Below are 19,615 nucleotides of genomic sequence, written 5' to 3'. Positions count from 1 at the left end.
ACCCCTCGCGCCGGGGCTTCTGCCCGATGCGAGGGGTATTGACGAACAACACGTAAACACGCGGCTAACGGCCCTGGAAGGGGTTGTGACCTGCGCGAAACTTCCTGTACCCGGCGTCGGGCGGGCTGTCGGCGACCGTACGATTCAAAGGTGAGTGTTCCGCAGGCGGTGCTGTTGGCAGTCCTCGCGGCTGTCGTCGGCCTGGCAGTCGGCGGACTACTGATCCCCTACGTGAACGCCCGTCAGGCCGAGCGCAGACAGGCCGATTCCGGACTCACCATGTCGCAGGTGCTGGACCTGATCGTGCTCGCCTCGGAGAGCGGAATCGCGGTCGTCGACGAATACCGCGACGTCGTGCTGGTCAACCCGCGTGCCGAGGAACTGGGACTTGTCCGCAACCGGCTGCTCGACGAGCGAGCCTGGGCCGCCGTGGAGAAAGTGCTCGCCAGCGGCGAGTCGTCGGAATTCGATCTGACCGCCAAGAATCCGCTCCCCGGTCGCAGCCGGATCGCGGTGCGCGGCGTCGCGCGCCCGCTCTCGCCCGAGGAGACCAGCTTCACCGTCCTGTTCGCCGACGACGATTCCGAGCAGGCGAGGATGGAAGCGACCAGGCGCGATTTCGTCGCCAATGTCAGCCACGAACTCAAGACCCCGGTCGGCGCGATGAGTCTGCTGGCCGAAGCGCTGCTGGAATCGGTCGACGATCCCGAGGCGGTGCGACATTTCGGCAACCGTGTCCTGGGGGAGTCGCGACGGCTGGGCAAGATGGTGACCGAACTCATCGCGCTGTCCCGGTTGCAGGGTGCGGAGAAGCTGCCGGAACTCGAGGTGGTCGACGTCGATACCGTCGTGACGCAGGCCGTCGATCGCTCGCGCACCGCCGCCGAGGCCGCCGGAATCACGGTCAGCACCGACCGGCCGAGTGGCCTGGAGGTGCTCGGCGACGAGACGCTGCTGGTCACCGCCCTGTCCAATCTGGTGGAGAACGCGATCGCCTACTCCTCGGCGGGCTCGCACGTCTCCGTCAGCCGTTCGCTGCGCGGCGATCACGTGGCGATGGCGGTCACCGACCGCGGCATCGGCATTCCCAAGGAAGACCAGGAGCGCGTCTTCGAGCGTTTCTTCCGCTCGGACAAGGCGCGCTCGCGTTCCACCGGCGGTACCGGACTCGGGCTGGCTATCGTCAAACATGTCGCGGCCAACCACAACGGTGAGATCACCCTGTGGAGCAAGCTCGGCACCGGATCGACGTTCACCCTGCGAATACCCGCACACTCCGAGGCCGAGGGAGAAGAATTCTCCGACGGTCCCGTGGTGAGTACGAGAGAAACCGCCCCGCGAACTTCGAGCGTGGGTAGACCCAATGGTGTGGAGGCACGCAGATGACCAGTGTTCTGATCGTCGAGGATGAGGAGTCGCTGGCCGATCCGCTCGCGTTCCTGCTGCGCAAGGAGGGGTTCGAGGTCACCGTGGTCGGTGACGGCCCGTCCGCGCTCGCCGAATTCGATCGCTCCGGCGCCGATATCGTGCTGCTCGACCTCATGCTGCCCGGCATGAGCGGCACCGATGTCTGCAAGCAGTTGCGCACCCGATCGGGTGTGCCGGTGATCATGGTGACCGCGCGCGACAGCGAGATCGACAAGGTCGTCGGCCTGGAACTGGGCGCCGACGACTACGTCACCAAGCCGTATTCGGCGCGCGAGCTGATCGCCCGCATCCGGGCGGTGCTGCGTCGCGGCGCGGGTGACGAGATCGACGGATCCAGCGAGAGCGGAGTGCTCGAAGCCGGTCCGGTGCGGATGGACGTCGACCGGCACACGGTGCTGGTCAACGGCAAATCGGTGACCCTGCCGCTGAAGGAATTCGATCTGCTCGAATACCTGCTTCGGAATTCGGGGCGCGTGCTCACGCGCGGCCAGCTGATCGACCGGGTCTGGGGCGCGGACTACGTGGGCGACACCAAAACCCTCGACGTGCACGTCAAGCGGTTGCGTTCCAAGATCGAGGCCGATCCGGCCAAGCCGGAACATCTCGTCACCGTGCGCGGGCTCGGGTACAAACTCGAGGCGTGACGCCGGGAGCGGCGGGGGCGGGACCGAATGGGCCCGCCCCCTTTTTCGTGCGGGAAGTTCTTACGGGAAGTAGGTCCAGGTCGGGCCGATGCCGGGGAAGTCGGTCAGGCGAAGGGTGATCCAGCCGAGGTCGTCTTCCTGCATGCAGTCGTAGATGGGCACATCGGCGCCGTTACCGCGGCAGGCGATGGTGTGCGACGTGCCGTAGGGGCTCATGATCACGTACTTGCCCTGGTCCTTGGCATTGAGCGCGCCCGGATCGAGGGCGGAGACGAAGTTCGCGGTGAAGTCTGCGTACTTGGCCGGATCGCCGTTCGGTTCGGCGTGCGCGGCGCCCGCCAGGGCGAGGGTGGAGCCGAGAGCAACTGCTACGAGGGTCAACGCTTTCTTCATGACAAGCCATCCAACCCGAAAAGGGTGAAGCGCGCATGGCGGGCAGATGACCGGACGGCTGCCCGCAGCTCACCGTTCGCGCAACCTTCGCGCGAACCGTCGGTCAGACGGGGGTGATCGGCAGCGAGTACTCCGCGTTGCGCAGCGCGTGCACGGTCGCCGGATGCACGGCGACCAGGCCGAGGCCCGTACGGCGCTCGCAATGGCGTGCCAGCTCCTCGTAGGCGGGTTCGCCGAGCAGTTCCTTCAATTCGGGAGCGTAGGACTGCCAGACCGGCTTGGCGCCGACGTGGGCGTCCGGCGAGCCCGAGCAGTACCAGTCCAGATCGAGCCCGCCCGGCCCCCAGCCGCGCCGGTCGTATTCGGTGATGACGGTCTTGAGGATCTGCACGCCGTCGGGCCGGTCCACCCAGTCCTGGGTGCGCCGGATCGGCAGCTGCCAGCACACGTCCGGTTTCACCGTGTGCGGTTCCAGGCCGCGACGCAGGGCCATGGTGTGCAGGGAGCAGCCGACGCCGCCCGCGAAACCCGGACGGTTGAGGAAGATGCACGCACCGTCGTAGCGGCGGGTGCGCAGCGCGGGCTCGTCCTCCAGTTCGTCGAGTTCCAGATAGCCCTTGCGCGTCACCTTGCCGTTCGACGCGGTGGCCTCGCCCATCAGCTGCCAGTCCTCCGGTGTGAGGAGTTTCACAGCCGCTTTCAGGCGGTCTCGATCGTCGTCGTCGGAGAGGAAAGCGCCGTGCGAACAGCAGCCGTCGTCGGGCCGGTCCGACAGGATGCCCTGGCAGGCCGGAGTCCCGAAAACACAGGTCCAGTTCGAGAGCAACCAGGTGAGATCCGCGGCGATCAGGTGCTCGTCATTTGCTGGGTCGACGAACTCGATCCACTCGCGCGGGAAATCCAGATCGACCTCGGGGCTGGGATCGATCTTCCCCGCTGGTCGGGGTGGGGCCGGGCTCCCGGCATCGCCGCGTTCCGTCACGCTCGCAGACGCTAACAGTTCGGTCGCCTCGGCTGAAGTGCCGGTCGACCCAGTACCGTGTTCATGTGCGCCTTGGGGTCCTCGACGTCGGAAGCAATACCGTCCACCTACTCGTGGTGGACGCGCACCGTGGTGGGCACCCGATGCCGATGAGCTCGACGAAGGCCGCGTTGCGACTGTCGGAGAACATGGACGACGAGGGCGCGATCACCGTCGAGGGCGCCGAACGGCTCATCGCGACGGTGGCCGAATTCGCCAGCATCGCCGAGACGTCCAGATGCGTGGAACTCATGCCGTTCGCGACGTCCGCGCTGCGTGAGGCCACCAATTCCGAGCACGTCCTCGGCCGGGTCCGGGCCGAGGCCGGTGTCGATCTGCAAGTGCTTTCCGGGGTGGACGAGGCCAGGCTCACATTTCTCGCGGTCCGCCGCTGGTACGGCTGGAGCGCGGGCCGCATCCTGAATCTCGACATCGGCGGCGGCTCGCTCGAGATGACCAACGGCGGCGACGAGGAACCCGATGTCTCGCTCTCGCTGCAACTCGGCGCGGGCCGCCTGACCAGGGATTGGCTGCGCGAGGACCCGCCGGGTAAACGTCGCATCGCCGTGCTGCGCGACTGGCTCGACGCCGAACTCGTCGTCCCGGCGCGGGAATTGATCGAGGTCGGACGGCCCGATCTGGCCGTTGGCACGTCCAAGACATTTCGGTCACTTGCCCGGTTGACCGGAGCCGCACCCTCTGCCGCCGGACCCAGGGTTCGTCGTACACTCACCAGTTCCGGCCTGCGCCAGCTGATCGCGTTCATCTCGCGGATGACTGCCTCGGACCGGGCGGAATTGGAAGGTGTGAGTTCGGATCGGTCACAGCAGTTGGTGGCTGGCGCATTGATCGCGGAGGCGAGTATGCGGGCACTATCGCTGGAATCCCTCGAGATTTGTCCGTGGGCGCTGCGCGAAGGGCTCATTCTGCGCAAACTGGATACCGATATGAACGGCGGACCCAGGGCGACGCAACTACCGGGACCGGCGGCCGACAGCGGCCCGCCGCGCTCCGGTGACGGGTCAGCGCTATCCGGCCCGATCGAAACGGTGTCGTCATGAGTAGTGAAGATTCGAAGCAGCTGTCTGTCGCGGAACTGCTCGCGCGCAACGGCGCGCAGGGCGCGTCCTCCGGCGGTGGCAGGCGCAGACGCGGCAATCGCGGGATCTCGGTCGCGGAACTGACCGGCGACCTGCCGGTCATCAAGGACGGCGGCAGCCATTCCGCCCACGCCGCACCGGAAGCCGACACTCCGGAACCGCCCGGCTACGAACCGCAGTCCTACGGGCCGCAGTCCTACGAGCAGCCCGCCTACGAGCCACCCGCGTACGAGGCGCCTTCCTACGAGACGCCGCGTTTCGACCCGTCGCAGTTCGGATCGGCCGCGCCGGAACCGGTTTCGTACACTCCGCCGGAGCCGGAACCGAGCTATTCGCCGATGTCGGGACCGATCACCCGCTACGACCCGCTCTCGCCCTACGCTCCGCCCGAACCCCCGCAGCGGGCGACCGATCCGCTGATGCAGCGTTCCGGGCGGGTCATGCCGGGCCGCGAGATGCCGGGCCCCAGTTCGCGACACAGCACCGAACCCGACGCCGCCGCCGGGCATTACGGCACGCCCGCGCCCACCTATCCGCCCGAGCCGCCGCCCGTCGCCGAGCCCCCAGCGCCGCGCCGCAGCGGTCGCAGGCGCCACCACGAACCGGACGAGTCGGCCACCCAGGTCTATCGACTGCCCGGGGTCGCCCCCGCTGAAAGCGCCCGCCCGGATCTCGGTGGGCGCAACGGGAATTCCCCCGCCCCCGAACCGCAGGAACCGCGTTCCCGCCAGGGCAGGGCGGCCAGAAGGCGCGCGGCGGAGGCGGAAGAGGGCCCGTCGACCGCGCCCTGGCAGGCCCCCGCCGAGGAATTTCCCCAGGAACCGGCGCAGCGGCCGCTGTCGCCCCTGGCCGACGGCGCGTCACTCGCGCCGCAGCGCAACCGTCCGCAGCCACCGGAACCCACCGGTCGTGGTTCCTCGCGGCGTGACGACCGGGGCCCTCGGACCGGCTCGCTACCCGCCTGGTCGCGGCGGCGTGCCCCCGCGCCCCAGGACGACGCACCGGAATCGGGCGGAATCTCCACCGCGGCGTGGTCGCTGGCCAGTCAGGACCAGCAGCTCGTGTCGGGTTCGACGGTCGCGGGCGATCTGCTGCGCGACGGCGTCGAACGAGCCGAGCGCGGCAAACGTGAGCGCGCCGGACGCGGACCGGTCGACCTGGTCGAACCGGACGAGGGGTACACCGACGTCTACGAGCCGTACGCCGACGGCTACGACGACAATTTCGACGCGGACGGTTTCGACGGACACGGTTTCGACGCCGACGATTACTACGACGACGATCCGGACGGCGACGAGGCCGGACCGAAACGAGCGAGCAAGAAGGCGAGCGGGCGTCGATCGCGCGCGACGCGACGAGATGAAGACGACGCGAACCGGCGGCAATGGCTGGTGCTCGGTGGTCAGAGCGCGGGCGCCGCTATCGCGGGGATGTTGCTGTTCAAGGGTTTCGAGCGCATGTGGGAGATGCTGCCCTGGGTGGCGCTGACCCTGGCGATGATCGTCATCCTCGGATTGGTGACGCTGGTCAGGATCCTGCGCAAGACCGACGACATCCTCAGTACCGTGATCGCCGTGGTCGTCGGCATCTTCGTGACGCTGGGACCACTCGCCTTCCTTCTCAGCACGAACTGAGCGGGGAGTGGCTGTGGGGAATATCGAGCGGGACGACGACCTCGGTGCGCGGATCCTGGTCGGCTTGTCGACCGCGTCGGTGTATCCACAGAACACCGAGTCCGCGTTCCAGTACGCGGCCGAACTCGGTTACGACGGTGTGGAATTGATGGTGTGGGCCGAGCCCGCCAGTCAGAGCATCGCCACGGTTCAGGGTTACGTGCGCAAGTACGGTGTGCCCGTGCTCGCCGTGCACGCGCCGTGTCTGCTCATCTCGCAACGGGTCTGGGGGGCCGATCCGGTCGCCAAACTCGAACGCAGCGTGCGGACCGCCGAAGCGCTCGGCGCGGGAAGTGTCGTGGTGCATCCGCCGTTTCGCTGGCAGCGTCGCTACGCCCAGGGTTTCGCGGCCCAGGTCGCCGAACTCGAGGAACACAGTTCGGTGATCGTCGCGGTGGAGAATATGTTCCCGATGCGCGCGGACACCCTGTTCGGTCGCAAGGAGACCTCGGTCAAGCGGCTGGAACGCAGGGGCGGACCGGGGCCGGGTCTGACGGCTTTCAGCCCCTCCTACGATCCGACCGATACCGGATTCCAGCACTACACCCTCGATCTGTCCCACACCGCGACCGCGGGCGCCGATCCGCTGCTGCTCGCCGCGCGGATGGGCGGCGGTCTCGCGCATCTGCATCTGGCCGACGGGCGTGGCGCCGCCCACGACGAGCACCTGGTTCCCGGCGAGGGGACCCAGCCGTGCGCCGAGGTCTGCGCGATGCTGGTCGAGTCCGGGTTCTCCGGCCACGCGGTCGCCGAGATCAATACCCAGAACGCGCGCACCACCGCCGACCGATCCGCGATGCTCGACCGCACACTCCGTTTCGCCCGCGAACATCTCAACGGGCAGACGCCCGCCCCGGCCACCTCGTCCTCGCAGGCCAAGAACGTGTGACGCGATCCGGGTCACCGGGAATGGCTCGGCGACCCCCCTTCGTTCTACGCTGTACGAACACCGCGTCACCGTGACCGGTCCCGGTGACCGCCAGCTGCGGCGGCATCGAGGTACCGCGATCGGATCCGGTGCGGATTCGACGACAGGAGTGACGATGACGACGGAGCTGACCGCGCACGTGGAGCGGCCCACCGCGACGGATGCCCCGTTCAGCCGCGTGTGCGCGCTGACCGAGGTGGACCCGACCGCTCCCGGCACCGGCCGCTACACCGGCGTCATCGATGAGATCTGGACGATCGGCAAGAAGGTGCACGGTGGCACCATGGTCGCCGGGAGCGCCGCGGCCGCGACCAACTGGCTGCGCGCCACCGATCCCGCCCTGGCCGAGATGGCCCCCATCGCGGCGAGTACGGATTTCCTCGGAGCGCCGGAACCCGGTGCTGTCGACTACGAGGTCAGCGTCCGCAAGATCGGTCGCCAGATCTGTCTGGCCGACGTCACCCTGATCCAGGGGGATCGCGGTCTGGTCCGCACGGCGTTCACCTTCGGCCGTCTCGACGACGTCGCTCCGGTGTACGCGCCCGAGCACGGCGACATGCCCGCCGAACCGCCCGCCGACGCCGCCGACTACGCGGACGGCTCCCCGATGGGCAAGATCGTGCACGTGGGGCAGGGCGCCGACCTGTTCCTGGATCGCGACTGGGCCCGTTTTCTGGAGGGACAGCGCGGCGAACCGCGGCTGCGGTTGTGGATGCGCCCGCGCGCGGGCGATCAGGCCGATCCCGAGGTGGCCGCGTACTTCGCGATCATGTCGGCCGATATGAGCCCGCCGGTTCCGATGAATCTCGGACATTTCGGCTGGGCGCCCACCGTGCAGATGACGACCTATCTGCGCCGCAGGCCCGCCCCCGGCTGGCTGCGCGTCATCGCGACCACCCACGAGGTCGGTGAGCGCATGTTCGACGAGGATCAGCTCGTGCTCGACTCCACCGGCGCGGTGGTCGCGCAGAGCCGTCAGCTGGCCCTCATACCGGTGCGTGATCCACGGGCCTGAAACCGCGACCCGGGGCCGGATAGGGACCGGTCGCCCCGTTTCTGACCGTGCCGGTATCGCGTCTAGCCTTGACCCCCATGACGAGAATTGCGGTGATCGGTGGCGGTCGCATCGGGGAGGCGTTGATCGCGGGTTTGCTCGAGTCCGGGCGTGCGAGCAAGGATCTGGTCGTCGTCGAGACGTACAAGGATCGGGCCGAGCTGATCGCGGAGCGCTTCGGGGTGCGGGTGACCGATTCGGTGACCGACGCGGCCGTCGGCGCCGATCTGCTGGTGATCGCCGTCAAACCGGGCGATGTCGACACGGTGCTCACCCAACTCGGCAAAGCCGACCTCGGCGGCGACAACGATCAGGTCCTGGTCTCACTGGCGGCCGGTGTGCCGACCGCGCGGCTCGAGGCCAAGCTGCCCGCCGGATTCCCCGTGGTGCGGGTGATGCCCAATACCCCGATGCTGGTCGGTCAGGGCATGAGCGTGCTCGCCCCCGGCCGCTACACCCGGCCCGAGCAGTTGGCGCTGGTGAACGAACTCCTGGCCGCGGTGGGTCGGGTCGCGACGGTCGCCGAGGCCCAGATGGACGCGGTGACCGCGTTGTCGGGTTCCGGTCCCGCGTACTTCTTCCTCGTGGTCGAGGCCATGGTCGAGGGGGGCGTCGGACTGGGGCTCACCAGGGAGGTCGCCACCCAGCTCGTGGTGCAGACGATGATCGGCTCCGCGGCCCTGCTCGACGATTCCGGCCAGAGCGCGGTGGAATTGCGCGCCGCGGTCACCTCGCCCGCGGGCACGACGGCCGCCGCCCTGCGCGAACTGGAGCGCGGCGGTCTGCGCTCGGCCTTCATGGAAGCGCTGCACGCGGCCAAGGATCGCTCCGCCGAACAGGGGGCCAACGACGGGAACGGTGTCGCGTCCTGACCGCGCGCTCGTGAACCGGTGATTGCGGTGCGGCGAACCTCGAACAACGCAAATCGAACACCGCGCGTCCGCGAGGTGACTCGCCGATGCCCTGCAAGCGGCGCTGATTTCTCACACCCGTCGCAGTAATCCCATTGGCAACGCTAAGCTTCAAGGAGCACGTGCGTGTCTGTTCCGCCGGTGGGGAAGCCGGCGGCGCGGACGTGCCGGAGGTCAATGGTGCAATGATGTCTGCGAATAAGATGTCTGGAAATAATTCGGGTTCATCGCCTGGTTCGTCGGGTCCATCGGGCAGCCGAGCGAGTTCGGGGCAACCCTTACTCGGCGGAGGTACGCAGTTCCTGACGGTAGCCGAGGTCGCGAATCTGATGCGGGTATCCAAAATGACGGTGTATCGGCTCGTCCACTCGGGTGAACTGCCCGCGGTGCGCGTCGGTCGCTCGTTCCGGGTACACGCGAAAGCGGTTCACGACTACCTCGAGACGTCCTACTTCGACGCGGGGTGAATCGAATCCATCCGGCCCGCGGCGCGTGACGCGCCCGCGGGCACCAGCTCGCGTCAGCACGGAGGGCCCCGGAAGCGCCGCCTCAGGGGCGGGTAGCATGGACCCTCGGTTCGTGTTCGCCTGCCGACGGCGCCCCTTTGTGGTGTCCGGTGCCTGCCGGCGGCGCGAGCACCGAAAATGGCGTACGCCCCGAGCGTGCGCGCCGACCAGCCGAGTAGAGAGAACGCGAGGACAACCCTATGGGTTCTGTGATCAAGAAGCGTCGTAAGCGCATGTCGAAGAAGAAGCACCGTAAGCTGCTTCGCCGTACACGTGTTCAGCGGCGCAAACTCGGCAAGTAAGCTCGCGCTCGAAAGATGAGGCTCGTCACCCCTGTGGTGACGGGCCTCTCTTTTTGAAACAACACGATTTGCAATGCGCGAATGTATCCGGTGACTGAAGTCATCGTTAGAACCTGGTTAATACTCTCGGTGTCTCGGACGGTAGCGGTTACGCTTGAACCGCCAGGAAATCGAAATGAGGGCCTCGTAGGTGGGATCCGGTGCCGTGGGATCTGAGGTAAGAGACGCTGACGCGCCGAACGTCGTGATGGTGACGGGTGCGAGCCGATTCTTCGGTGGCAATACCGTTGCTCGGCTCGCGCAGGACCCGGGGATCGATCGGGTCGTCGCGGTCGACACCATGACGCCGAGCCGTGAGCTGCGCCGTCGCATGGGACGCGCCGAGTTCGTTCGCGCCGATATTCGAAATCCGTTGATCCGCAAGGTGATCAGCGGATACGACGTGGATACCGTCGTCCATGCCGCGATGCTGTCGCGCCCGCCGGCCGGTGGCGGCCGTGCGGTGATGAAGGACCTCAACGTCCTCGGCGCGATGCAGTTGTTCGCGGTCTGCCAGAAATCGCCGTCGGTGCGCAGGGTGGTCGTGCGTTCGACATCGGCGGTTTACGGATGCAGCGCCAAGGACCCCGCGAAATTCACCGAGGAAATGAGCGCGCGAACCCCACCGCGCGGTTGGTTCGCACGCGACATGATCGAAATCGAAAGTTTCGTCCGCGGACTCGCCCGACGCAGACCCGATATTTCCGCGTCGATATTGCGTTTCGCGCCGATTGTCGGACCGCGACTGGCCGGGCGCGGCGTGCAGTATCTGCAATCCCCGGTCACCCCCACCGTCTTCGGTCGTGACGCGCGGCTGCAACTGCTCCACGAGGAGGACGCCGTCGCCGCGCTGGAACAGGCGGCGCGGATGGCGCCGGGCGGCACCTACAATGTGGCAGGGGACGGTGCGCTTACGCTGTCCCAGGCGTTGCGGCGCGCAGGCCGCATCGAACTGCCGGTTCCTTTCATCCTGTTCCGCACCGCGGGACGGGCGCTGATGGGGCCGGTCATGCGTGAGTTCACCGGCGAACAGCTCGATTATTTCCACTTCGGATGTGGCCTGGACACGACCCGGATGCGGACCGAACTCCAGTTCGTGCCGCGCTGGACAACGGTGCAGGCGTTCGACGACTTCATCGGGGGCGCAGCGTTGCGGCCCGTCTTCGATCCCGCGTGGATCGATGCCGCAGAAAATAAACTGCTCGGCCTGCTCGGGGCCGGTACGGGAGCACATTCATGAATCACGTAGCGAAAGTGATCCACCTCCACGATCAGAATGTGGAGTCGCGTCAGCGGGTCGCTGTTCGACGCCGACCGGAATTCCAGACCGGGGACACGGCGTCGGGCCGGGTGACCTCGCTCAGTGACCGCCGCGCCAGCACCGAACCGCCGCAGCCCCGGTCGGTATCGGACCTGGTGCGCGGTGCGCTCACCGCGCAGATCGGCAAGACGGCCGAATTCGCGCGCCGCCGCGTCACCGGCGACTACCAGATCGACGAGTTCGGATTCGACGAGCACCTGCTCGAATCGGTCATCCTGCCCGCGCTGCGGCCGATGTCGGATATGTGGTTCCGCGTCGAGGTCAACGGCATGCAGCACATCCCCGAGGTCGGCGGCGCGCTCATCGTGGCCAACCACGCGGGCACCGTCCCACTCGACGGGCTGATGCTCCAACTGGCCGTGCACGACCACCACGCCAAACAGCGTGCCCTGCGCCTTCTCGCCGCCGACCTGATCTTCGAAATGCCGGTACTCGGCGTGCTCGCCCGCAAGGCGGGACACACCCTGGCCTGCCGCGAGGACGCCGAACGCCTGCTGCGCGCCGGCGAGTTGACGGGCGTCTTTCCCGAGGGTTTCAAGGGCGTCGGCAAGAACTACTCCGACCGGTACAAGCTCCAGCGCTTCGGCCGGGGCGGTTTCGTCGCCGCCGCGGTGCGCACCGGCGTGCCGATCATCCCGTGCTCGATCGTCGGATCCGAGGAGATCTACCCCAAACTGGCCGACCTCAAGCCGCTCGCCCGGCTGCTCGGCCTGCCCTACTTCCCCGTCACGCCGCTGTTCCCGCACTTCGGCCCGCTCGGCGCACTGCCGCTGCCCTCCAAGTGGTACATCGAATTCGGCGAACCCATCGCGACCACGGCGTACGAGCCCGAAGCCGCCGACGACCCGATGACCATGTTCGAGGTCACCGACCAGGTACGCGAGACGATCCAGCAGACCCTGTACAAGCTGCTCACCAAGCGCCGCAACCCTTTTACCGGTTAGATCCCCGATAACCCAGCCCCCGCCCGGCGCGAGTCTTACGAGCGCCGCGAACCCCGCGGCCCCGGCCGCCGAATATCAGTGTTCTCGGCGGCGGGTTATCGCCGCGGCGACCGCGCCGCCGGCGGCACCGAGGGCCAATGCGGTCGGCACGCCGATCTTGGCGGCTTTGCGGCCGGTGCGGAAGTCGCGGATTTCCCAGCTTCGGTTCTTGGCGACCTCGCGTAGGTCGGAGTCGGGGTTGATGGCGACGGCGGTGCCGACCAGCGACAGCATCGGGACGTCGTTGTGGCTGTCGGAATAGGCGGTGCAGCGTTTGAGGTTCAGGCCCTCGCGTATTGCGAGGGTGCGCACGGCGTGTGCTTTTCCGAGGCCGTGCAGGATATCGCCGACGAGACGGCCGGTGAATTTCCCGTCGACGCTTTCCGCGACGGTGCCGAGCGCGCCGGTGAGGCCGAGTCGTTTGGCGATCACCTGGGCCAATTCGACCGGGGTCGCGGTGACGAGCCAGACCTGCTGGCCGGCGTCCAGGTGCATCTGCGCGAGTGCGCGGGTGCCGGGCCAGATCTTGTCGGCGATGATCTCGTCGTAGATCTCCTCGCCGAGGGCGGCGAGTTCGGCGGTGGGACGGCCCGCGATGAAGGCGAGGGCTTTCTCCCGGCCCGCGGCCATATCGGTGCTGTTCTCCTTGCCGGTGACGCGGAATTTCACCTGTTTCCAGGCGACGTCGACCAGGTCGGAGGTCTTGAAGTATTTCCGCGCGGCGAGCCCACGGGCGAAGTGCACGATGGAGGCGCCCTGCACCATGGTGTTGTCGACGTCGAAGAACGCGGCCGCGGTCAGGTCACGCGGGGTTTCCGGGCCGAGACCTTCCGGCGGCCCGCCCGCGGCGATCTCGGCGTCGTGCAGCGACAACGCCGCGTCGGCGCTGGCCTCGCCCGCCAGATTGGCGCGCACTTCCTCCTCGCTCGGGCCGAAAGGACTCCGAGAGATGCGTGCGAGCTGGTCTTGCAGGTTCTGACCGAATCTGCCCTGATTCCACCTGACCGGAAACTCGCCGAAGCGCCCCGCGATGAATCCCGCCCTCTCGATCTTCGATCGTTCCGGCACCAATTACCTCCGCCCGTCGCGCGCGAACGTGTCCACACTAGCGGGATCCGGCGACAGTTTCGGCGGACCAGGGGTACTGGATCGACCGTGGCGAGGGGATTTAATTACACTCATGACCAATCCCACACATTCTGTGACGCTGCTGACGAGATCGGGTTGCGGACTGTGTTCCACAGCACTCGAACAGCTGCGCGCGATCTGCGGCGATTTCGGTATCGAACCGGGCACCGTCGATGTCGACGAGGCCGCGGCCACCGACCCTGGCCTGCGGGCGGAGTACGGCGACCGGCTTCCTGTCGTGCTGCTGGACGGCCGTGAGCACAGCTATTTCGACGTGGACGAGTCCCGTTTGCGCGCCGATTTGCGTCGATGAGGAAACGCTGTTCGCGTCCGTTTCCGCCGCACCGCTGGTCGCAGCGGAAAATGAGGCCAATTTCACCGACTTTGTGAAGGGCTGCACAAGCGGTTACGGTGGTGGCACGCGACCCGCATGCCGAGGCTGCGGAGCCGCCCTGAAATCCGAAACATCGATCATGGCACCGGGCCGCCCCGGGTCAGAGGTCGAGCGACGAACCGGATGACGAGCAATCCGGGACGAGGAGCCTACGACGTGACAGAGCAGCATGAGGCGCCGAGTGGCGTCTCCGGCAGAGCTCTGCAGAAGACGGTGCCGAACAAGGACATTCCGCAGGCCACCGTCGGGCGCTTGGCTACCTATCTCCGTGTCCTCGCGATGTTGGCCGAGGATGGAGTCCTCATCGTATCGAGTGAGGAACTGGCTGTCGCGGCGGGTGTCAATTCGGCCAAGCTGCGCAAGGATCTGTCCTTCCTCGGGCCCAACGGTGTCCGGGGTGTCGGCTATGACGTCGCCAAGTTGCGCACCAGGATCGAGGATGTGCTCGGACTCTCCGACGGACATCGCGTCGTACTGGTCGGCGCGGGCAATCTGGGCCGCGCCCTCGTCGGCTACGGCGGGTTCAAGCGACGCGGTTTCACGGTGGTCGGCATCTTCGACAACGACCCCTCGGTGATCGGCCGGACCGTCGCCGGTCTCTCGGTGCGCGATGTCGCGGTGCTGCACGAGGCGGTCATCGCGCTCGACCCGACCATCGCGGTCATCACCGTCCCCGACGACGCCGCGCAGGGTGTGTGCGACCGCCTGGTGGCCGCCGGTGTCCAGTCGATCCTGAGTTTCGCGCCGAGCGTGCTCGACGCGCCGCCCGCGGTGGAGGTCCGCCGGGTGGACCTCGCGGTGGAGATGCAGATGCTCTCGTTCGAGCGCACCCGCAACACCGAACCCGAACCTCTCGCGGAAGTGGCGTCGGCCGTGTCGGGCCGGATCGCCCGCCGCGCCCCAGCTCCGCGCACCGGAGCCGCGCGTGCGGCGATCACGCACTCGACCTCGCATCAGGCAACGGAGCCAAGCAGCAAGGGATCGGTGGTTTCACCATGAGCGTTCTTCTGGTCGGGATCTCGCATCGGAGCGCCCCCGTCTCGGTCCTGGAGAAGGTGGCCATCACCGACACCGACCGTCCCAAGCTGATCGAACGGATGCTGACCTCGGACCACGTCTCGGAGGCGATGATCGTCTCGACGTGCAACCGCATCGAGGTCTACGCGGTGGTCGACGCCTTCCACGGCGGTCTCGCCGAGGTCGGCGACCTGCTCACCAGACATTCCGGGCTTCCGCTGGCGGATCTGACCAAACACGCCTACGTGCGCTACAGCGAGGCCGCGGCCGAACACCTGTTCGCGGTGTCGTCCGGGCTGGATTCGATGGTGGTCGGCGAGCAGCAGGTGCTCAGCCAGATCCGCGCCGCCTACGCCTCCGCCGACGCCCAGCAGGCCGTCGGGCGGACCCTGCACGAACTGGCCCAGCACGCGCTGCGGGTCGGCAAACGCGTGCATTCGGAAACCGGTATCGACCGGGCGGGCGCGTCGGTGGTCTCGGTCGCGCTGGACAAGGCCAAGTCGGTCCTGCGCGGCACGGCGGATTCCGCCGACACCGCCCTGGTCGGGCGCACCGCGGTGGTCGTCGGCGCCGGTGCGATGGGCGGGCTTGCCGTGGCCCATCTCTCGCGCGCGGGCATCGGCCGGATCATCGTGGTGAACCGCACCATCGAGCGGGCCCGCAGGCTCGCCGACACGGCGGCGGGCTACGGCGTCGAATCCTCGGCTCTGGAACTGTCGGGTCTGACCGAGGCCATGGCCGCGGCCGACGTCGTCATCACCTGTACCGGAGCGATCGGCGCCGTGGTGACCCTGGCCGATACCCACCGGGCGCTCGCCGACCGCGATCGGGCCGAAATCCCCTCCGCCGAAAAGCCGCTGGTGTTCTGCGACCTCGGACTTCCGCGCGACGTCGAACCCGCGGTCGCCGGACTGCCCGGCGTCTCGGTCATCGATATCGAGACGCTGCAACACGATCCGGCCGCGGGCGCCGCCGCCGACGACACCGCGGCCGCGCGTGCGATCGTCGCCGACGAACTCGCCAAATACCTGGCGGGCCAGCGGATGGCCGAGGTGACACCGACCGTGGCGGCGCTGCGCCAGCGGGCCGCCGAAGTGGTCGAAGCCGAACTGCTGCGCCTGGATTCGCGACTGCCGAGCCTGGCCGATCCGGAACGCGACGAGGTCGCGCGCACGGTACGTCGCGTGGTCGACAAACTGCTGCACGCGCCGACGGTGCGGGTCAAGCAACTGGCGTCGACTCCGGGCGGCGACAGCTACGCCGAGGCCCTGCGCGAACTGTTCGAGCTCAAACCCGGTGCGGCACAGGCGGTCGCCGCGCCGATGGAGATCACCACGCTCGCCGGTGACCTCGGCGCCGCGCTTGCCGACGATTTCACCACCGGCCACCTGGGTGAGGAACAGGGGAATCCCCGATGACGCGCCTTCAGGAAGAGGACAACGTGACAGTGCCCGGCACGCGCCGTTCCTGGCGGATCGGGACCCGCGGGAGCCTGCTCGCGCGCACCCAGTCGGGTACGGTCCGCGACGCGCTGATCGCGGCGGGGCACGAGGCCGAACTGGTCATCGTGAGAACCGTCGGCGACGAATCGTCCGAGCCGGTGGTCGAACTCGGCGTCGGTGTCTTCACCTCCGCGCTGCGCGAGGAACTGGCGGCCGGGAATATCGACATCGCGGTGCACTCCTACAAGGATCTGCCCACCGCGCCCGACCCGCGTTTCACCATCGCGGCCGTCCCGCCCCGCGAGGATCCGCGCGACGCCCTGGTGGCGCGCGACGGTCTCGTGCTCGGTGAACTGCCCGCCGGGTCGAAGGTCGGCACGTCCGCGCCGCGCCGCGCGGCCCAATTGCTCGCACTCGGGCTCGGTCTCGAGGTGCTGCCGCTGCGCGGCAACCTGGACACCCGGCTGAGCAAGGTCGCCGACGGCGAACTCGACGCCGTGATCGTCGCGAGAGCCGGGCTGGCCCGGATCGACCGGCTGGACGCGGTCACCGAGTCATTGGAACCTGTGCAGATGCTGCCCGCCCCCGCGCAGGGGGCGCTGGCGGTCGAATGCCGCAGTGACGACAGCGCGTTGATCGAGACGCTGTCGCAGTTCGACGACGCGGCCACCAGAGCCGCCGTCGTCGCCGAGCGCGGTCTGCTCGCCGAATTGGAGGCCGGTTGTACCGTCCCCGTCGGCGCGCTCGGAGAAGTCGTCGAATCGATCGACGACGACGGCCGGATCTTCGACGAACTCTCGCTGCGCGGATGCGCCGCCGCGGTCGACGGATCCGATGTGTTGCGCGCCTCGGTGGTCGGTTCACCGCAGGACGCGGCGGAACTCGGCCGGGCCCTGGCCCGCGAATTGCTGGAGCTCGGTGCGCGCGAGCTCCTCACCTCAGACTTCACCCCACCCCAGCCCAATGGAGAACAGCCGATCATGAGCGAGCGAAGCGAGCGAATCACAGAGGTGCAGGCATGAGCCGAGGGACGAAGAAGCACCCGGGTCGGATACTGTTCGTCGGTTCGGGCCCCGGTGACCCGGCATTGCTCACCGTGCGTGCGCGTGAAGTCCTCGGGCGGGCCACACTGGCGTTCACCGACCCCGATGTCGACAAGGGCGTACTCGCGCTCATCGGCTCGGCGGTCGAGGAAGACGAGGACGGCACCCGTCCGGTCGACGTGCGCCCCGCGCTCGGCGAACCGGCCGAGGTCGCCAAGACCCTGATCGCGGAGGCCCGCAACGGCCACGACGTGGTCCGGGTGGTCGCGGGCGATCCACTGACCACCGACGCCGTGATCAACGAGGTCAACACCGTCACCCGTTCGCACATGGTCTTCGAGGTGCTGCCCGGCCTGCCCAGCGGTTCCTCGGTGCCCAGTTACGCCGGTATCGCGCTCGGCTCGGGTCATACCGAGGCCGATGTGCGCGGCGAGGTCGACTGGGCGGCGCTGGCGTCGGCCCCCGGCCCGCTGGTACTGCACGCCACCTCCGGCCATCTGGCCGAGACGGCGAGCGCGCTGGTCGAACACGGTATGGCCCCGCAGACCCCGGTCGCGGTGACCGTGCGCGGCACCACCCGTCAGCAGCGCACCATCGAGGCGACGCTGGCGACGCTGAACAGCGCGGCGTCGGAACTGGTCGGCCCGCTGGTGGTGACCATCGGCAAGGTCGTCGCCGCGCGGTCGAAGATGTCGTGGTGGGAATCGCGCGCGCTGTACGGCTGGACCGTGCTGGTGCCGCGCACCAAGGATCAGGCCGCCGAGATGAGCGAGCGGCTCGTCACCCACGGCGCCATCCCGATGGAGGTGCCGACCATCGCGGTCGAGCCGCCGCGCAGTCCCGCGCAGATGGAACGCGCGGTCAAGGGTCTGGTCGACGGCCGCTACCAGTGGGTGGTGTTCACCTCCACCAACGCGGTGCGCGCGGTGTGGGAGAAATTCGCCGAATTCGGTTTGGACGCACGGGCTTTCTCGGGCGTCAAGATCGCCTGCGTCGGCGAGGCCACCGCGGACAAGGTGCGTTCGTTCGGCATCAACCCGGAACTGGTTCCCAGCGGGGAACAGTCCTCCGAGGGTCTGCTGGCCGATTTCCCGCCCTACGACGACGTTTTCGATCCGGTCAACCGAGTCCTGTTGCCCCGGGCCGATATCGCGACCGAAACCCTGGCCGAGGGTCTGCGTGACCGCGGCTGGGAAATCGACGACGTCACCGCCTACCGGACCGTGCGTGCCTCGCCGCCGCCCGCGGAGACCCGCGAGATGATCAAGACCGGCGGTTTCGACGCGGTCCTGTTCACCTCGTCCTCCACCGTCCGCAACCTGGTCGGCATCGCGGGCAAGCCGCACACCCGCACCATCGTGGCCTGTATCGGCCCGAAGACCGCCGAGACGGCGATCGAATTCGGTCTGCGCGTCGATGTCCAGCCCGAAGTCGCCCAGGTCGGTCCCCTGGTCGAGGCACTGGCCGAACACGCGGCCCGATTACGCGCCGAGGGCCTGCTGCCCCCGCCGCGCAAGAAGAGCCGCCGCAGTAGGTAGCTGTGATTTTGGCGGCCCGGGGGCCGCGGGTTCGCGGCCCCTTTTGTCTCGCGTCCGAGCGGTCGATACTCGCGACTTCGTCGCATTGTCTCGACCGCTCGGACGCGAGACGGCCGCGAACAGGGCGCTCGTCAGGCTCGCGCCTGTGGTGGGGTGCGTGTTGATGGTTCGGACGCGAGACGGCCGCGAAACTTGTTGTGGACGGTTGGGAGCGGTGGTCGACTTGTTGCAGGACCGCCGGTCTGCGGTGGTGAGCGGTTGTGAATCCATCGTGGACGGTCGCGAACCTGTCCGGAGCGGCGAGCCGTCGCGGGCCCGCCGTCGGACCGTCGCGAATCCTCGCGAACAGCGGCCTCAGCGGCTGTAGCGCAGGAGGGTGCGCACCAGGCGGCAGGTGCTGTCGGAGGGCGGGCGGATTCCGATGAGATCGGCGGTGCGCCTTATTTTCTCGTTGCTCGCCTGATTCGGCAGGTAGACGCCGGAATCGAGCATCGCGATGGTCAGCCGCATGGCCTTGAGCCTGCGGTTGTGGGTGACGTACCACTTGCGTGGTCTGCCCGCGGGCAGCGGGCGCTTCTCCAGCGGGACGAAGGGCTCGATGAGCTTCGAATTCGGTGCGGCGGTCCGGCTGCTGGCGGTCTGGCTGATGGCGGCCATGATCGTCCTCCCCTCGGGTCGGGAATCCGCGTTGCGTGAATCTGCGGTTATCTGAGATCTGTGCGAATTCCCTCGAACACATCTTCGATTCTA

Annotated in this window: 20 protein-coding genes; 16 read left to right on the top strand and 4 right to left on the bottom strand. The window is 67.9% G+C overall.

Translation table 11 applies throughout. From position 1 onward, the window contains the following. Positions 1-150 precede the first annotated feature (150 nt). Entirely contained in the window at positions 151-1,386 is a 1,236-nt protein-coding gene (locus DAT37_RS33555; RefSeq protein ID WP_109528887.1) for a sensor histidine kinase, read from the top strand. Continuing rightward, positions 1,383-2,072, top strand: coding sequence for a response regulator transcription factor (locus DAT37_RS33550; protein WP_109528886.1), 690 nt, complete (start codon positions 1,383-1,385; stop codon positions 2,070-2,072). The genes DAT37_RS33555 and DAT37_RS33550 overlap by 4 nt, the downstream gene beginning before the upstream one ends. A 60-nt stretch (positions 2,073-2,132) precedes the next feature. Here DAT37_RS33550 and DAT37_RS33545 read toward each other — a convergent pair whose 3' ends face one another. Further along, positions 2,133-2,465: a hypothetical protein gene (locus DAT37_RS33545; RefSeq protein WP_109528885.1), complete on the bottom strand. Its 333-nt coding sequence runs from the start codon at positions 2,463-2,465 to the stop codon at positions 2,133-2,135. A gap of 103 nt (positions 2,466-2,568) precedes the next feature. Continuing rightward, a complete protein-coding gene (locus DAT37_RS33540; RefSeq protein ID WP_109529134.1) occupies positions 2,569-3,393 on the bottom strand; it encodes a hypothetical protein in 825 nt (274 codons plus the stop codon). A 119-nt stretch (positions 3,394-3,512) separates the two neighbouring features. Here DAT37_RS33540 and DAT37_RS33535 point away from each other — a divergent pair, with 119 nt between their 5' ends. The 9 genes from DAT37_RS33535 to DAT37_RS33495 all read left to right on the top strand — a co-directional run bounded on the left by DAT37_RS33535 (position 3,513) and on the right by DAT37_RS33495 (position 12,264). Beyond that, a complete protein-coding gene (locus DAT37_RS33535; protein WP_109528884.1) occupies positions 3,513-4,547 on the top strand; it encodes a Ppx/GppA phosphatase family protein in 1,035 nt (344 codons plus the stop codon). After that, positions 4,544-6,220, top strand: a complete 1,677-nt coding sequence (locus DAT37_RS33530) for a hypothetical protein (RefSeq protein WP_109528883.1) — start codon at positions 4,544-4,546, stop codon at positions 6,218-6,220. The genes DAT37_RS33535 and DAT37_RS33530 overlap by 4 nt, the downstream gene beginning before the upstream one ends. Before the next feature lie 13 nt (positions 6,221-6,233). Then, positions 6,234-7,148: a sugar phosphate isomerase/epimerase family protein gene (locus DAT37_RS33525; protein ID WP_232840157.1), complete on the top strand. Its 915-nt coding sequence runs from the start codon at positions 6,234-6,236 to the stop codon at positions 7,146-7,148. Between the two features lie 154 nt (positions 7,149-7,302). Further along, entirely contained in the window at positions 7,303-8,202 is a 900-nt protein-coding gene (locus tag DAT37_RS33520; protein ID WP_109529132.1) for a thioesterase family protein, read from the top strand. Between the two features lie 77 nt (positions 8,203-8,279). Further along, on the top strand, positions 8,280-9,113 hold the full coding sequence (proC, locus tag DAT37_RS33515; protein ID WP_109528882.1) for a pyrroline-5-carboxylate reductase: 834 nt from the start codon (positions 8,280-8,282) through the stop codon (positions 9,111-9,113). A gap of 242 nt (positions 9,114-9,355) precedes the next feature. Further along, entirely contained in the window at positions 9,356-9,619 is a 264-nt protein-coding gene (locus DAT37_RS33510; protein ID WP_109528881.1) for a helix-turn-helix domain-containing protein, read from the top strand. 239 nt (positions 9,620-9,858) lie between these two features. Beyond that, positions 9,859-9,960 carry a 30S ribosomal protein bS22 gene (locus DAT37_RS33505; RefSeq protein WP_003402602.1) on the top strand — a complete coding sequence of 34 codons (102 nt, stop codon included), beginning with the start codon at positions 9,859-9,861 and terminating at the stop codon, positions 9,958-9,960. 247 nt (positions 9,961-10,207) lie between these two features. Beyond that, positions 10,208-11,239: an NAD-dependent epimerase/dehydratase family protein gene (locus DAT37_RS33500; RefSeq protein ID WP_198654579.1), complete on the top strand. Its 1,032-nt coding sequence runs from the start codon at positions 10,208-10,210 to the stop codon at positions 11,237-11,239. Beyond that, positions 11,236-12,264: a lysophospholipid acyltransferase family protein gene (locus DAT37_RS33495; RefSeq protein WP_109528879.1), complete on the top strand. Its 1,029-nt coding sequence runs from the start codon at positions 11,236-11,238 to the stop codon at positions 12,262-12,264. The genes DAT37_RS33500 and DAT37_RS33495 overlap by 4 nt, the downstream gene beginning before the upstream one ends. Positions 12,265-12,339: 75 nt before the next feature. On the opposite strand, the gene DAT37_RS33490 is transcribed toward DAT37_RS33495, so the two are convergent. Next, a complete protein-coding gene (locus tag DAT37_RS33490; RefSeq protein ID WP_232840185.1) occupies positions 12,340-13,275 on the bottom strand; it encodes an HAD family hydrolase in 936 nt (311 codons plus the stop codon). 208 nt (positions 13,276-13,483) lie between these two features. Between DAT37_RS33490 and DAT37_RS33485 the strand changes: the two genes are divergently transcribed. The 5 genes from DAT37_RS33485 to DAT37_RS33465 all read left to right on the top strand — a co-directional run bounded on the left by DAT37_RS33485 (position 13,484) and on the right by DAT37_RS33465 (position 18,865). Further along, positions 13,484-13,744: a glutaredoxin family protein gene (locus DAT37_RS33485; protein ID WP_109528878.1), complete on the top strand. Its 261-nt coding sequence runs from the start codon at positions 13,484-13,486 to the stop codon at positions 13,742-13,744. A gap of 237 nt (positions 13,745-13,981) precedes the next feature. Continuing rightward, complete coding sequence (locus DAT37_RS33480; RefSeq protein WP_232840156.1) at positions 13,982-14,824, top strand: redox-sensing transcriptional repressor Rex; 843 nt, start codon at positions 13,982-13,984, stop codon at positions 14,822-14,824. Next, positions 14,821-16,260, top strand: a complete 1,440-nt coding sequence (locus DAT37_RS33475) for a glutamyl-tRNA reductase (protein WP_109528876.1) — start codon at positions 14,821-14,823, stop codon at positions 16,258-16,260. The genes DAT37_RS33480 and DAT37_RS33475 overlap by 4 nt, the downstream gene beginning before the upstream one ends. Next, positions 16,257-17,306, top strand: coding sequence for a hydroxymethylbilane synthase (gene hemC, locus DAT37_RS33470; RefSeq protein WP_109528875.1), 1,050 nt, complete (start codon positions 16,257-16,259; stop codon positions 17,304-17,306). Before DAT37_RS33475 ends, hemC begins: the two co-directional genes overlap by 4 nt. Further along, positions 17,303-18,865 (top strand): bifunctional uroporphyrinogen-III C-methyltransferase/uroporphyrinogen-III synthase, encoded by a 1,563-nt coding sequence (locus tag DAT37_RS33465; RefSeq protein ID WP_109528874.1) that lies wholly within the window; start codon positions 17,303-17,305, stop codon positions 18,863-18,865. Before hemC ends, DAT37_RS33465 begins: the two co-directional genes overlap by 4 nt. Positions 18,866-19,219: 354 nt before the next feature. On the opposite strand, the gene DAT37_RS33460 is transcribed toward DAT37_RS33465, so the two are convergent. Next, a complete protein-coding gene (locus tag DAT37_RS33460) occupies positions 19,220-19,522 on the bottom strand; it encodes a hypothetical protein (RefSeq protein ID WP_232840155.1) in 303 nt (100 codons plus the stop codon). Positions 19,523-19,615 lie beyond the last annotated feature (93 nt).

Origin of the sequence: Nocardia aurea (assembly GCF_003123685.1) — a bacterium.
Taxonomy (GTDB): domain Bacteria; phylum Actinomycetota; class Actinomycetes; order Mycobacteriales; family Mycobacteriaceae; genus Nocardia; species Nocardia aurea.
This window is presented reverse-complemented; position numbering and strand designations above follow the sequence as displayed.